This window comes from Pseudoalteromonas sp. MTN2-4, assembly GCF_042848605.1.
Classification (GTDB): domain Bacteria; phylum Pseudomonadota; class Gammaproteobacteria; order Enterobacterales; family Alteromonadaceae; genus Pseudoalteromonas.
The window spans coordinates 83,078-98,234 of the sequence record NZ_BTGK01000010.1; the positions used below are offsets into that span (position 1 = coordinate 83,078).

A 15,157-nucleotide genomic window follows, 5' to 3' on the forward strand; every position below is an offset into this window, starting at 1 on the left:
TCTGGCAAGACACCTTAACTAACCATGAGGCAAGTCATGTCAAACAATAGTAGCAAGCCAAGCCGTCGCGAAACCCGTGCCGCGGCATCAGAATATATTTATAACCTTACTGGCCAACCGTTTCCGAACTCACAAAAAGTGTATGTAGAAGGTGAGCAGGCGGGTGTACGTGTAGGTATGCGCGAAATCACTCTAAGCGACAGCTTTATTGGTGGCACAGAAGAAAACCCTGTTTTTGAGAAAAATGACCCAATCCGTGTGTACGATACATCAGGCCCTTACACAGAGTCGGGCTTTGAGCTAAATGTACGTAAAGGCTTACCTAAATACCGTGAGCAGTGGATCTTAAATCGTGACGACACAGAAGAGCTTGAGTCTGTAACCTCACAGTTCTCTCAGCAACGTATGGCTGATGAAGGCCTTGATCACATCCGTTTTGAGCACTTACCTAAAATTCGTCGTGCTAAAAAAGGCAAAAATGTGACGCAAATGCACTATGCGCGTCAGGGCATTATCACCCCAGAAATGGAATTCGTAGCCATTCGTGAAAACATGGGTCGTGAAAAAATTCGTGAAGAATTATTAGCGCAACAGCACAAAGGCGAGTCGTTTGGTGCTGAAATTCCAGAGTTCATCACACCAGAATTCGTTCGCTCAGAAGTGGCACGTGGTCGAGCTATCATTCCTAACAACATCAACCACCCAGAATCAGAGCCAATGATTGTTGGCCGTAACTTCTTAGTAAAAGTGAACGCCAACATTGGTAATTCATCAGTCACTTCTTCAATTGAAGAAGAAGTTGAGAAGCTAGTATGGTCAACGCGTTGGGGTGCAGATACGGTAATGGACCTGTCTACAGGCCGTTATATTCACGAAACGCGTGAATGGGTTGTACGTAACTCACCTGTGCCAATCGGCACTGTACCAATCTACCAAGCCCTTGAAAAAGTAAACGGTGTTGCTGAAGACCTAACATGGGAAATCTTCCGTGATACACTGATTGAACAAGCAGAGCAGGGTGTGGATTACTTCACGATTCACGCTGGTGTATTACTTCGCTACGTACCAATGACAGCAAAACGTGTCACCGGTATTGTATCGCGTGGTGGTTCAATCATGGCGAAGTGGTGCTTAGCGCACCATAAAGAAAACTTTTTATACACACACTTCGAAGACATCTGTGAGATCATGAAGCAGTATGACGTATGTTTCTCACTGGGTGATGGCTTACGTCCGGGCTCAATTGCGGATGCCAACGATGAAGCACAATTATCAGAGCTTCGTACTTTAGGTGAGCTGACGAAGATTGCGTGGGAGCATGACGTTCAGGTGTTTATCGAAGGTCCAGGTCACGTGCCAATGCATATGATCAAAGAAAATATGGACGAGCAATTAGAGCACTGCCATGAAGCACCTTTCTATACACTTGGTCCATTAACGACCGATATCGCACCGGGTTATGATCATATTACTTCTGGTATCGGTGCTGCGCAGATCGCTTGGTATGGTACGGCTATGCTGTGTTATGTAACACCAAAAGAGCACTTAGGTCTACCAAACAAAGAAGACGTGAAAGAAGGTCTTATCACATACAAAATCGCCGCTCACGCAGCGGATTTAGCGAAAGGTCACCCAGGTGCACAAATTCGTGATAACGCATTATCGAAAGCGCGTTTCGAGTTCCGTTGGCACGACCAATTCAATCTAGGTCTAGATCCTGAGCGTGCGCTTGAGTATCACGACGAAACGCTACCACAAGAGTCAGGCAAAGTGGCGCATTTCTGCTCTATGTGTGGTCCTAAATTCTGTTCAATGAAGATCACCCAAGAAGTACGTGACTACGCGAAAGACCTAGAAGCACAAGGTGTTGATATCTCTGATAACAACGCAATTAAGATCAAGATGATCGATGTTGAAGCTGAAATGAAAGCCAAGTCTGAAGAGTTTAAACAAACAGGCTCTGAGCTTTATCACAAAGCAATCTAGTCACGCTAGATGATTATGCCATGCGCACAGCATGGCATTGTTTTATAACCTTCGGGTTTTTAGGGGCAGAAATGAGTAAACCAAAAGTTGCGATCTTAGGGTTTGGTTTGTTAGGGCGTGTTGCAGCATTGATGCTGATGGAGCACTATCAACTAAGCATCTTTGAAAAAGACGACGCACAAGCAAATAGCAGCGCCGGTGTGTTAGCAGCAGCCATGTTAGCGCCGTTGGCAGAGTCGGTAATTTGTGAAGCAGACTTAGCCGAAGATGGCTTAAAAGCCATGGCACTTTGGCCTGAACTTTTGGCAAAACTTTCTTCCCCAGTATTTTTTCAACAAGCAGGTACCCTAGTTGTTGCACATCAGCAAGACAAGGGTGACTTACAAAGCTTTTCACAACGTTTGAAACCCCTCGCTGGACACCAAGCACACATAGCCAATAGTCAAGATATTTCTCAGTTAGAGCCAGAGCTTGCTGGGCGTTTTCATCAAGGCATATTTTTACCATGTGAAGGCCAGCTCGATAACTTGGCTTTTTACCGCGCCAGTTTTGAGGCGCTAAAACAGCAAGATGTTGAGTTTCATTTTGGGCAGTCTGTGTATTGCGAACAAGGGCAAGTAAACGGTGAAGCATTCGATTGGATCATCGATTGTCGCGGCTTAGGTGCCAAAAATGAAATGTCGGGGCTGCGTGGCGTACGTGGTGAAGTCGCCCGCGTGTATGCACCAGAAGTGACGTTAACTCGCCCTGTGCGTTTAATGCATCCCCGCTACCCAATTTACATTGCGCCTAAACCCAATCATGAGTTTGTCATTGGTGCGACTGAAATTGAGTCGCAAGATAATGGCCCGATCACGGTGCGCTCTACCCTAGAGTTGTTGTCAGCTGCCTACACGGTACACAGCGGCTTTAGTGAGGGCCGAGTAATGTCGATTAATTCTGGGCTAAGACCTGCATTTGTTGATAATCGTCCAAATATTGAGGTAAAAGACAACCTCATCCAAATTAATGGTTTATATCGCCATGGTTATTTACTTGCACCTTTTGTGGTGCAGCAAGCACTGAGCAAGGGGTTACTTTGAACGTCGTATTCAATGGTCAACAAGTCGCGCTAACCGACACTAATTTACAAGCATTTATTGAATCGCAAGGCGCAGTGCCGCCATTTGCAGTGGCTGTGAATGGGCAGTTTGTACCGCGCAGCCAATGTGCTGTGGCTGAATTAAAAGAGGGCGATCAAATCGAGTTATTGTCGCCTATTCAAGGGGGATAGAATGCGTAAACCACTTACCATTTATGGCGAAACTTTTGATAGCCGTTTATTGATAGGCTCCGCGCTTTATCCGTCTCCGCAAATTATGCAGCAATCGCTGGTGGTATCACAGTCGCAAATTGTGACTGTGTCGTTGCGACGTCAAAATTCAGTTGAAGCAGGGCAAGATTTTTGGCAATTAATCAAAGACACTGGGCTGCGTGTATTGCCTAATACAGCAGGGTGCCACAGTGTGAAAGAAGTGGTGACCTTGGCGCAAATGTGTCGCGAAGTCTTCGATACTGATTGGATTAAACTAGAGCTGATTGGTGATGAGTATAATTTGCAGCCTGATCCCGTGGCTTTATTAGAAGCGACTGACATTTTGATCAAAGATGGCTTTAAAGTACTGCCTTATTGCACCGATGACCTAGTGATCTGTCAGCGACTGGCCGATTTAGGCTGTGAGGTATTGATGCCTTGGGGCGCACCAATTGGCACAGGCAAAGGGTTAATAAATCCTTATAACTTAAAAACCATTCGTGAGCGCCTGCCAGAGCATACTTTAATTGTGGATGCAGGCTTAGGCTTACCGTCGCATGCTTGCCAAGCGCTTGAGCTAGGTTATGATGCGGTACTATTAAATTCGGCCATTGCTGGTGCGGGTTGCCCGGTGACCATGGCCAAAGCGTTTAAATCTGCAGTAGAAGCAGGGCGCTTTAGTTATGAAGCCAAAGCCATGCCTGAAAAAGAGGTGGCAGCACCTTCTACGCCGACCATGGGCATGCCGTTTTGGCACCAAGATTAAAAATAGAAATAGATAAATAATTTAGGAGTCTGACATGTCAGAAGTTGTTTGGAGTATTGCAGGCTCAGACAGTGGCGGTGGCGCAGGTATTCAAGCCGACCTAAAGGCCATGCACAGTTTTGGTGTACACGGCTGTACGGTTATTACGGCACTGACTGCGCAAAATAGCCTTGGTGTTGACGCCATAAACCCTGTTAGTAATGCCGTGATTGAATCTCAGCTCAATGCACTTGCGCAAGATATGCCTGCAAAAGTGATAAAAATAGGCTTGCTTGCCAATATCGCGCAAGTAGAGCTAATTGCAGAGCACATTGCTCACTACAAAAAAACGTGGGCGGTGCCGCCTGTGGTGGTGTATGACCCGGTTGCGATTGCAACCAGTGGTGACACCTTAACTGAAGAAGACACGGTTGACGCACTGAAAAAGTATCTTTTCCCGCTGGTGGATGTGATCACCCCAAATACACACGAGACACAATTACTCACAGGTATTTATCTTATTGGCCCAAGTTCAGTGGTTGAAGCGGCCGAAAAGTTACAGGCTTTTGGTGCAGGCTCTGCGGTGATCAAAGGCGGTCACTGGGATTTCCCGAAAGGCTACTGTATAGATTATTGTCGCAGTGACAGTAAAGAAGAATACTGGCTAGGAAACGAGGCGGTAGTCACTCCTCATACTCATGGCACTGGTTGCAGCCTATCGTCATGTATCGCGGCTTGTCTTGCCAAAGGCTACCCGTTAAAAGATGCATTTATTTTAGGCAAAGCGTATATTAATCAAGGTTTAGCAGCTGCCGTAAGGTATGGCGAAGGTATTGGTCCAGTAGCGCACACCGGCTTCCCAGAAGACTTAACTCACTTCCCGCAAGTGATTGAACCGGGTAGTTGGTTAGCCGATGAATTAGAACTGGCTGCACCGGATGATTTTAATTTTGCGGCAGGTTTTGCCGACACTGACGGTGAACTGGAGCTTTATGCGGTTGTTGATACTGCCGATTGGGTTGAAAAATGTTTAGCCGCAGGCGTACCGACCGTTCAACTGCGCATTAAAGATCCAAATGATCCAAACCTAGAAGCGGAGATCAAAATTGCCATCATGCTGGGTGAGAAATATCAAGGCCGAGTATTTATTAACGATTACTGGCAGTTAGCCATCGAGCATGGTGCGTATGGTGTGCATCTTGGTCAAGAAGATTTAAGTGAAGCTAACCTATCGGCAATTCAAAATGCGGGTTTACGTTTAGGCGTATCGACACACGGCTTTTACGAAATGGTGCGTGCGCACAATTACCGCCCAAGTTACTTAGCCTTCGGCGCGATTTACCCAACCACAACCAAAGACATGACAGGACAAATTCAAGGTCTTGAAAAGCTAAAGCATTTTGTTCCGTTAATGAAAGCACATTACCCGACTGTGGCCATAGGCGGTATTGATATAGCGCGTACTGAGCAGGTTGCCAGTACTGGTGTGGGCAGTGTCGCGGTTGTTCGTGCTATCACCCTAGCTGATGACCACCAAAATGCGGTTCTTGAGCTCAAAGCAGCAATTCGCAAAGGACGAGGTGAAGCTTAATGGCATTGGATGACAAAGAGCGGCTACGTTACAGCCGCCACTTGTTACTCAAAGAAGTCGGTGAAGCAGGTCAAAATAAGCTGAAAAGTGCCAATGTAGCCGTAGTCGGCTGTGGCGGTTTAGGCAGCCCAGCTTTATTGTATTTGGCGGCTTCAGGCATAGGGAAACTGACATTCATTGATGATGACGAAGTTGAGCTGTCTAACCTTCAACGTCAGATTATGTATAAGGTAAATCACCTTGGTCAAAGCAAGGCTAAAGCTGCGGGTAAGGTGCTGACCAGTCTAAATAATCAAATTTCACTAAACCCTGTGCACGCACGTTTAAGCGCAGAAAATTTAGATATGTTATTGGCTGATGCCGACTTTATCCTAGATTGTAGCGATAACTTTAGAACTCGTTATCTACTGAATGAATACTGTCTTGCGAAGCAAAAAGTCTTGATCTCAGGTGCAGCCATCGCAACCCAAGGCCAGGTGATGGTATTTGATTTTAGAAGTGAAGGCCCTTGTTATGCCTGCTTATTCCCAGAGGGGGACGGACAAGTGGCACAAAACTGCGATAATTTTGGAGTAATCAGCCCGTTATTAGGCATTATAGGCTCAATGCAGGCGCTTTATACCGTAAACATGATTTTAGGTCATCATAGTGGTAGCGCTTTTAAGCAAGTTGATGGTTTAACGTTAGAGCAAAAATCATTTGGGCTATACAAAGACCCAGAATGCGAACACTGCACGAGCGGTTAGTTAATCAGTGCATGTCTTGAATCAATAAGCCTTGCACATCACCTTGAATAGGTTTGAGCTCTGCAAACAATATTGCATTTTGTGCTGCATTAACATTGAATTGGTTGATGAAGTGTTGATTAGTTGCCATGACTTTTTCAGCTTCTTTGGTTGTTAAGTTATAACGCCAAATGCCCGAGGCCTTACGATAAAAGTAAACCTTGTCCTCTATTAGTTGAAAGTTGAGCCAGTTTATATTGCTAAAATCTTTAATAAGTAAAGTCTCTTCCCCCTCAAACAAGCGCCATAGTCCAGCTTGGGTTCTTTTTGAGTAAACCAGTCCACCTTGATATTGATAGCCACTATAGCCACCATATTGTGTTAATTGAGTATGGGTTAAAGTCACTTTGTTAAATAGCCATAATTGCCACTCACCACTTTTTTGACTGCTATAAATGATGTTTTTATCGTCCTCGCTATAGTTAGCAACATACGCCTTGTGCTCAGCAGTTATGAGTTTATTCTTTTCATTGGTGAGTAAATTAAGCTCATATAAAGCGCCCTGTTTTTCAAAAAGTACATGCTCTTTTTGGCTATCAATTTGAAAGCGTCTAAAGCCAAATTCAAATGGCAGCGAGATTTTGTTTAACGCTTCGCCTTTAAGTTGCCATAAATCATGCGTGCCCATCATATCTGAGAGAAACAACAATGACTGATCATCAGTTTGTCTTGGTAGACGGTTGAGTGCTGCATTGTTAAGCATGGTCTGGGTGTTTTGTGTATTAAAGTTATATTTTTTTATACGACTACTGGGGTGGTATTGAGTTGCCAGTAATACCTTGCCGTTAGAAGAGAATGTACTGGCAATGGACTCGATCGGATAACTCAACTGTTTGGTTACGTGTTCAGAACCGCTTTGAGCATCAATTTGTAGTAAAGTCTTGTCTGCAGAGAAAAACAGTACATCACCCTCTACGTCCCACGCTAAAGCGCCAACCACATACGGTACAGGATAAGTTGCCAGCTTTTCCAATGTATGGGTGTTAAGTACATGAATTTCACTGCGATCAGACTCAAGATATCGAGCAAATGCTAAACGAGGCTGAGAGGGGTGAGTGGCCAATCGAAAGTCACCATTTAAAGCGGCATGTTTTTGTGGCAAAGATATTTGCTCTAGTACCTGAGTTGCTATTTTAAATTGATATATTTTATAGGGCGTAGCGTTATTTTTTCGTGCTTGAATAAAGAGCCTTTGCATATCGTAGTGCCATGCAATTTTTACATCCGAAAACTGACTACAATTAAACAGTGTCTTTTTATCAAAAGAGGCGAGAGATACTTGTTCTATTAAGCAGCTTTCTCCATTTTGAGAGACTAATCCTATGACCTTTCCATTTGGAGCAAGTCGAATATCTCGAACGTCAGTGAGGTTTATGGGCAATACTTTTGGGATGTTTTTATTTACCTTCAAGTAAAGTGATGCTTGACCATTGAAATCAGTATTTATAAATAACACTTTCCCGTCTTTTGCACTGCTAAGCTTGGTTTCGACTCCCTCTAATGCAGTAAATCTAAACTGGCTAAACTCAGTTTGTTTGGTTTTCTCTACCGTGCTTTGCACAGCGCTATCTATGTATAAGAAAAAGAGCGAGACAAGCAAGACAGTGCTAATGACGATGATTAGCCATCTATTTTGAAGATTGAGAGAGGGCTTTACTCCTGCAGAGCCCAATGTGCTATTAGGCTCAGGCACTATTTTTACTGGTGCGCAAAATTGATACCCAAACTTAGGTTTGGTGAGAATAAATTCGACATCTGGTGATAACTGTTCCAGATGGTTTCTAAGTTTAGATATCGCTTTGTTTACCGCACCGTCAGAGACGACTTGTTGTGGCCAGGCTAACTCAATTAATTTGTCTCTCGATAGAACTGGTTCGTCACTTTGAATAAAGGCTAATAATAGGTGATAAGACTTGGCTTCCAATAAAACGCTTTCTTCATTATGAAAAAGCGCTTTTTCTTGAGTATCAAAGATGATGTCGTGGATTTGATATTTCATACCTAGCCTAATGTTTTTTATACTTATTTTTTAGGTAAGCAAAAGGTAACGATAAATTCGATTAAAGGTTGTGACAATAATGTAGCAGCAAATTTAGTCTCTTGGCAAAACAGGAGAGACAAATGAAAAAGTTATTATTACCCCTTGTATTATCTGGTTTGCTACAAGCTTGTGGAAGTCAGGACCACTCGACAGAACACGTTGAACTTAATGAAACACAAGAAGAAACTTCAAGTGATTTACACTTAAGTTTAGGAGATCGTTTTTATACCTTGGCCTTCCCTGCAGGTGGACTTAAAGAAGGAAAAGCATACAAGCTATTATTTGCTTTTCATGGCTCAGGGGGAACAGAACAGGGCATGCAACGCATGACGAGATTTGAGTTATTAAGCGATGATTATCTTGTGATTTACCCTAAATCTAAGGAGGTCGAGTGGGATGAAGGGTGTGAGTGCAACATTGCACATCGTTTAGGCGCTAAAGATGTCGAATTTATCGTTCAGCTGATTGATAAAATGCATGCTGAATATAATTTGTTGGAAGGCGAAAACTATGCAGTGGGCTTTTCTCAAGGAGGGCTGTTCAGTCAAAATATGCTCTGTAAGTTCAGTGAAAAGTTTCAAGCTGTCGCAAGTGTTGCTTCGCCTATGTCAGACAGGTTATCGATTATGTGTAGTATTACCGATCCAACAAGTTATATGTTAGTTCAAGGTACCGCTGATAGGGTGCTACCTTATCGAGGTTTGGTGCATCTTAACTTTGGGCTTATATCGGCGCCAAAAGCTGTCGAGTTGATTTCTAGCCAGACCATACCTGATGCCATAGTGTCTGAAAATATGCCCAGTGAGCACGTTACTGAGAAACTATATCGTTCTTCGACTGACACTAAATTATTAAGTAAATTAGTCAGTATTGACGGGGGGGGGCATGCTTGGTCTTTTGAAAACTATTCAACCTCAAACCAGCTATTAGACTTTTTTAATCAAAGCAGTATGTACGCTTTACCTGAATATTCTGCTTTGTATACGGTGAATACTAAAAACTACCATGTTAGGAGTATGGGTAAACAAACTGACAAGGGAGATGTGGTGATACTCTCAGGTGCGAACAAGTTTTTTCACAGTGACTCCGCTTGGGCTTCACTGATTCAACCATTACTTTCAAAGCATGCAAGGGTGCATGTAATAGACAGGTTGGGGAATGCCTGGAGCTCCGATGTAGAAGAGCCTTCATTCAAACAATTGGCGGATGATCTACCTGAACTACTTAGCTTGTTAGGTACTAAAAAAGTGACATTCTTGAGCTTCGCTAACAGTAATTTAGCGACCCTTATGTATTTACATAATCCCAACCCTGAGATTAAGGTGAATGGTGTAGTGTGGGCTGATCCTGATATTTTACTGCCTCACTCAATAGCTCAATATCAAAGTGGATCGGTTGCAGCCCTACGAAAATATAAAACAGAATATATTGAGCATGTACGTGGTGGTAATTGGACTGAAAAGAGCCGCGAGCGCATTGCCATAGAACGTGAAGAGCTTGTTAAGCTCATCTCTTCAAATCATCAAGAGACAATGGACTGGGTCTACTATGACCAAGTAACAGAGCAGCGGTTAAAAGTCGAAAATCAAGTAACACGTATAAAAGAAATGATGAACTATCATGATGATCTGAATATTGCTGAGCCATTACAGCACAATATTAGTGTGCCTATTAGTGTCATTGACAGCGACTTTGAGCGCTTAGATATTGCTAATGCTAACGAGGATGAAAAACCGAGTTTAGTTCAATGGCAACAAGAGGGTACGCAATGGAGCAAAGATATTGCTTACAAAACCCAAGGGAATTACTACGAGTTAAAAAATGCTAGTCATCAAGTGTTTTTTGAGCACCCTGATACTGTCGTTAAAGCGGTACTAGAGAGATTAGAGCGTAATGATTAGGGCGTGTTGACCTTTGCTGTTTGTTTTTGCAGCAGTGAGTTGGGTATTTAGGCCAGGCAGAGGCTGCGTAGCAAGGGTTGCCCCGCATAGTTATTCTATGTAAATCAGCCGATAACGCCGAATAAATGACCAACTCGCGCTGCTCGAAGAGTTCAACCAAAGGCTTCCACTACTTTGTCATTCGCCACTCACATAACCCATTATGCTTCGTAGCTCATTTCGTGTATTGAAAGCCTTTGATTTGAACAAAATTCATACCTCAAAGGTCAACACGCCCTAATTACTTTTCTAATTCTTAATGGCCTGCGATCTTACTAGAGATTACGTGGGCTAATTTGAGACTTTTATCAGTACAGCACTTTACCTCCTCGTGATTACTCCTAAGATTAAAGGTGATTAAATCAGGCTTACATAGCATGGAATTAAGATGCACAGTTATTTTCATAAACGAAATAGAAAAAAGGGTCGTTTCTAAAATACTGTGCTTTTTTATTTTCATTGTGCTTTTCTCATATTACCCACGCCCTAAACTTAGTTACCAGTGAAGGTCCGCCTCATACCATAAATCATCAACTCTACAGCGGCATAGATTTAGATGTGACCAAAGCCGTGCTCAGGCAGCTCGGCTATTCTGTTAATTTGCACTTTGTCGCGCTAGGCCGTGCTGAAAAGTTAGTTCGCTCGGGCCAGTACGATCTAATGGCACCAATATTCTTTGCAAAAGGCAGCGATAACTTTTATAGCAGCGACCCTATTGTTACCTATAAGCCCATGGTGTTTTCTTTATCTGAGCGTAATTTATCGCCCGACTCTATCAGTGATTTTGCAAAATATTCTGTGATTACCTTTCAAGGTGCGCCGGGCTATTTTGGCAATGAATTTAAAACCATATCGGAGCAAGCGAGATATAAAGAGTCGGCAGATATGTCGGTGATCCCCGAGATTCTGGCTAAATCCCGTTACGATTTTGCACTATTAGACCAATATATTTTTTATTACTTCTACCGCTTGAACGACAAACAAAGACCTGTAGATATCTTTAAACATTATTATCTAATTCCGCCTGTCACCGCCAGTGTCGCTTTTAAAGATAAAATGCTCAGAGATAGGTTTAATTATGAATTGAAGAAGTTTAAACAGGGTGAAGGCTATGCCAAAATCGTTGAAGCTTACCTAGGGCGAATGGAGCAAGTGGCATTAACAGGTGTGCCTTAATAATATGTCGCGAAAATTACATTTGCCAAAATTCATCTATCTTAAATTAAAGGAAATGATAAAAGTTTCAGTTAGTTAAAAAGTTAGTTGTTGCTTTAATATTTTATTCTAATGTATCATTTTTAGGTATTTAGCGTTGAGGTTGAAGGAGCAACTGAAACTAGTTCAGCATATCTCATTAACTACTCTCAAAGTAAAAGATACCTATCTAACGACATTCTTTATGACTTCAGCTATCGACCTTAGGTGGGGTTGTGACTCCCACACAACAACAGTTAACTTTTAGTATTTGACGATGAAGTTTCAAAACTATTTAAAGTTGGTTAGGAGATTAAATGACAGCTTTAAAACTACACCAACTAGTCGAAAGGGTAGCTTGCAGCTATGGTGAGAAGGGGCAAAAGATAAGGCGTTATAGCTTTAAAATTCTTAATTTTATGTTGTTTCTTCTGCTTTTTCTTAATGCGATACTTATATATTGTGTCGAAGTGAAAGACTTACCTAGTTGGTTTGTAACAATAGCAGACATTGTGTATCAGTCAGTTCCCGGGGCTGAAAAAAATGTTATGCATTCAATTCGGCTAAGAGATAAGTTTAAGTTTATTTATGCCATCAATTTCATTTTCTTTGTGTTAATTTTTTTGTTCTCTTTGTTCTTTTCAAATATGGAAGGCAGGTTAAAGAAAAAGCATAGAACTAAAACAAGCAAAAATGCTCTTTCATTTTATGTTATTCATTTATTTTTTTCTCTTTGTTTTTTTTCTGTAGTTTGATCTTTCTGTTTGGTCTTTTCATAGTTGAAGATAAGACATTTTCAAGTGTACCAAATGACTTAGCCAAAGGCGCTTCATTGGCTTTTAAAATGTATGAAACTAAATTTGGAGCATTAGTTTTGTATTCACTAGTTAATGGTTGGTGTGTCCCATTTTTAATGGGCCTAATCTTACATGCTCTAACACGCTTCCTCTTTTTCTTTTTTTTCAATTGCTTATATTTTATTTAAAAGGAAACTTTTATGTACTTATTAAACCCGTAGGAGCCCCCGGTTAAAATTGATAATAATCTGTGGTTAAACCCACTTCAGCCTTTATCCTGTCTTATTGTATTCCCTCAAACTCAACCCAAAATGCTTTTTAAAAGTGCGGCTCAAATGCGCACTGTCTGAGAAACCTGCAATATACGCCGCTTCAGTAGCGGTTTTTCCTTGTTGTAATGTCTGTACTGCACATATTAGACGTCGCCATAATAAATAAGGTCGCCACGGGATCTGCATGGTGTCTTTAAATAAATGCAAAAAGCGACTTTCTGAGAGATTGAGCTCAAGCGCAATGTCTGCTGCGCGCCACTGTTGTGGTTTCACACACTCCTTACCAATACAGCAATTCAGTTTATCGAGTAGGCGAGCTATCCGTGCATCAAGTGTGGTTTGAAGTGCTGGGGTTAAACCACACAAGTCGAGCAACTCACTGAGGCATTGAGTGCTGTCTAAGTTCTTATTAATTTCGATTTCAATAAAGGCTTTATCAGCCAGTTTCGCCATGAGTTGCATGCCAAGGTTGCAGCTTGGCTCGATTAAGATCACCCACCCAGCTTGCATGGTGAGTTGATGGCTGATTGTTTGGTTAATGATGCTTGCACCAGTGAGCTGTATTTCATCGTGATTTGGCAGAGTAAGGCGCATATCCGCGTCACCCATAGGTAAGGTGATCTGAATAAGCGTGTGTTGATGTGTAGCCGTTTTTGGCACTGCGCCAAAAATAGCTAGTATGCCGGGCTCGATGAGTAATTGGCTAGGTGCGTGCTGCGTCATAGATTATGGGCAATAAAAAACCGAAGACATTGCTTCGGTTTTATCAGCTATTTACATAACTTGCTAGTTATTACTTATGCAAATGCATCTTGTAGTGGTGGTACTACTTGCTTCTTACGGCTTAGTACGCCATCTAACCATACGCGGCTTTGCTCAGGCGTAACACCATAAGCACGCTCAACAATGCCTTCGTCATCAGACGCGATTAGCATTTGTGAACCTTCTTTCATGATGTCTGTAAGTAGTAAGAATACAGAGTGACGGCCGCCTTCTTCTTTCAGCTTCGCAATGTCAGCTTCAAGATCAGCTTTGATGTCGTCAAATACAGCTAGGTCGATAACTTCTAATTGACCGATACCTACTAGGTTACCGTTCATGTTGAAGTCTTTAAAGTCACGCATAACTAAGTCGCGAGCAGGTGTGCCTTCAACCGCTGATTTAACTTTAAACATTTCCATACCGAATGCTTTGTAGTCTTCGATACCAGCGATTTCAGCCAGTACTTCAACACACTTGATGTCAGCAGTCGTGCAAGTTGGTGACTTGAAGATTACGGTGTCAGATAAGATTGCACCTAACATAAGACCTGCGATGTTCTTTGGAATTTCAACACCGTAGAAGTCATACATCATCTTGATGATGGTGTTTGAACAACCAACAGGGCGGATCCAACACTCAAGCGGTGTAGATGTCGTTAAGTCGCCAAGTTTGTGGTGGTCAACTACACCTACAACCGTTGCTTCATCAATGTCATCTGGCGCTTGTGTTTTTTCTGTGTGGTCTACGATGTAAACCTCTTCACCTGCGTAGCTCATTTTAAGCTCAGGTGCTTCAAAACCAAACGTGTCTAGAATGAACTGTGTTTCAGGCGATACATCGCCTAAACGCGTTGCGATTGCTGCTTCACCAATTTGATTTTTTAAATATGCAAGTGCAATTGCACCACAAATAGAATCTGAATCAGGGATCTTATGACCCACTACATACATTGCCATGGACGGAACTCCTTAAATTTTGCGAAATATTCTAGCAAACAATCACGACAGTTTAATAGCAAGTCGATGCATTTTTAGACCTAAATCTAAGCTTAACCTAAGCAAAACAGGGTAAAAGCATGCTCCACAGTGAAGATGTTTTTCGATACACTGCAAAACGACTATTTAATAAAAACAATAAAGCACAGAGGCAAGCGCATGGGATTGAGTCGTAAAGCATGGAATAACGTGGTGATCTTCGCCATGCTGATCATGATCTTCTTTTTAAATGGTCTGCATCATAAGCTCAACCCGAATGAGCAAGTGTCTGCCCCTCAGCGACTCCTACCCGAGCAAACATTTGTACTGACATTGGCTTTTCCTGGCTACAAAATTGAACGCATCGGCACAGCTTGGCGTAGTGAAGGGCCGTGGCAAGTAAATCCAAATCAATTACCTTTGTTGATTGATGCATGGCAACAAGTTGAGTTAGAGCTGACAGATATTTCTTTGCCGAGCAGCAAAGCCATCAGTGTGGCGCAGTTTTGGTTAGCAGGTGAGGAGTTACCTTGGAGCTTTCAACTCTATCAAGACGACGAGCAATACTATATTTTTGATAAGCAGCAGCAATCTTGGCTGATCTTAGAATCAGAGCTAGCGTATCAACTGTTTGAACCGCTTAACTTAGCGCAAGCAGCACAATAATACCAATCCGCAATAACACTTAATCATTTTGAGGGATTAAACCTGATGATAGCTGCGTTAAAGATTTCACATTTAGAATAACTAAATAACGAAATATTTGCCTTGCTACC

Annotated in this window: 13 protein-coding genes; 10 read left to right on the forward strand and 3 right to left on the reverse strand. The window is 42.4% G+C overall.

What is annotated here, in order from left to right; translation table 11 throughout:
• Positions 1-36 precede the first annotated feature (36 nt).
• The 6 genes from thiC (at position 37) to ACGHEH_RS18600 (ending at position 6,362) form a co-directional block, all read left to right on the forward strand.
• A complete protein-coding gene (thiC, locus tag ACGHEH_RS18575) occupies positions 37-1,986 on the forward strand; it encodes a phosphomethylpyrimidine synthase ThiC (protein ID WP_390448382.1) in 1,950 nt (649 codons plus the stop codon).
• Positions 1,987-2,057: 71 nt separating this feature from the next.
• A complete protein-coding gene (locus ACGHEH_RS18580; protein WP_390448384.1) occupies positions 2,058-3,068 on the forward strand; it encodes an FAD-dependent oxidoreductase in 1,011 nt (336 codons plus the stop codon).
• On the forward strand, positions 3,065-3,259 hold the full coding sequence (thiS, locus tag ACGHEH_RS18585; protein WP_058031113.1) for a sulfur carrier protein ThiS: 195 nt from the start codon (positions 3,065-3,067) through the stop codon (positions 3,257-3,259). The genes ACGHEH_RS18580 and thiS overlap by 4 nt, the downstream gene beginning before the upstream one ends.
• Before the next feature lies 1 nt (position 3,260).
• On the forward strand, positions 3,261-4,046 hold the full coding sequence (locus ACGHEH_RS18590; protein WP_390448388.1) for a thiazole synthase: 786 nt from the start codon (positions 3,261-3,263) through the stop codon (positions 4,044-4,046).
• A 34-nt stretch (positions 4,047-4,080) separates the two neighbouring features.
• Complete coding sequence (gene thiE, locus ACGHEH_RS18595) at positions 4,081-5,616, forward strand: thiamine phosphate synthase (RefSeq protein WP_390448391.1); 1,536 nt, start codon at positions 4,081-4,083, stop codon at positions 5,614-5,616.
• On the forward strand, positions 5,616-6,362 hold the full coding sequence (locus tag ACGHEH_RS18600) for a HesA/MoeB/ThiF family protein (protein ID WP_390448394.1): 747 nt from the start codon (positions 5,616-5,618) through the stop codon (positions 6,360-6,362). The genes thiE and ACGHEH_RS18600 overlap by 1 nt, the downstream gene beginning before the upstream one ends.
• A gap of 4 nt (positions 6,363-6,366) precedes the next feature.
• Here ACGHEH_RS18600 and ACGHEH_RS18605 read toward each other — a convergent pair whose 3' ends face one another.
• Positions 6,367-8,400, reverse strand: a complete 2,034-nt coding sequence (locus ACGHEH_RS18605) for a winged helix-turn-helix domain-containing protein (protein WP_390448398.1) — start codon at positions 8,398-8,400, stop codon at positions 6,367-6,369.
• Positions 8,401-8,522: 122 nt separating this feature from the next.
• Between ACGHEH_RS18605 and ACGHEH_RS18610 the strand changes: the two genes are divergently transcribed.
• The 3 genes from ACGHEH_RS18610 (at position 8,523) to ACGHEH_RS18620 (ending at position 12,331) form a co-directional block, all read left to right on the forward strand.
• Positions 8,523-10,343 (forward strand): alpha/beta hydrolase, encoded by a 1,821-nt coding sequence (locus ACGHEH_RS18610; RefSeq protein ID WP_390448401.1) that lies wholly within the window; start codon positions 8,523-8,525, stop codon positions 10,341-10,343.
• 498 nt (positions 10,344-10,841) lie between these two features.
• Positions 10,842-11,558 carry a substrate-binding periplasmic protein gene (locus ACGHEH_RS18615; RefSeq protein ID WP_390448404.1) on the forward strand — a complete coding sequence of 239 codons (717 nt, stop codon included), beginning with the start codon at positions 10,842-10,844 and terminating at the stop codon, positions 11,556-11,558.
• Between the two features lie 335 nt (positions 11,559-11,893).
• Entirely contained in the window at positions 11,894-12,331 is a 438-nt protein-coding gene (locus tag ACGHEH_RS18620; RefSeq protein WP_390448407.1) for a hypothetical protein, read from the forward strand.
• A 314-nt stretch (positions 12,332-12,645) separates the two neighbouring features.
• Here the strand turns inward: ACGHEH_RS18620 and ACGHEH_RS18625 are convergent, their stop codons facing one another.
• Both ACGHEH_RS18625 and ACGHEH_RS18630 read right to left on the reverse strand, forming a co-directional pair.
• Positions 12,646-13,368: a helix-turn-helix transcriptional regulator gene (locus tag ACGHEH_RS18625; RefSeq protein ID WP_390448410.1), complete on the reverse strand. Its 723-nt coding sequence runs from the start codon at positions 13,366-13,368 to the stop codon at positions 12,646-12,648.
• 74 nt (positions 13,369-13,442) lie between these two features.
• Entirely contained in the window at positions 13,443-14,363 is a 921-nt protein-coding gene (locus tag ACGHEH_RS18630; RefSeq protein ID WP_390448413.1) for a manganese-dependent inorganic pyrophosphatase, read from the reverse strand.
• A 198-nt stretch (positions 14,364-14,561) separates the two neighbouring features.
• Here ACGHEH_RS18630 and ACGHEH_RS18635 point away from each other — a divergent pair, with 198 nt between their 5' ends.
• The gene (locus ACGHEH_RS18635) at positions 14,562-15,047 is read left to right on the forward strand and encodes a hypothetical protein (RefSeq protein ID WP_390448416.1); all 486 of its coding nucleotides are present in this window, start codon (positions 14,562-14,564) and stop codon (positions 15,045-15,047) included.
• The last annotated feature ends 110 nt before the right edge of the window (positions 15,048-15,157 follow it).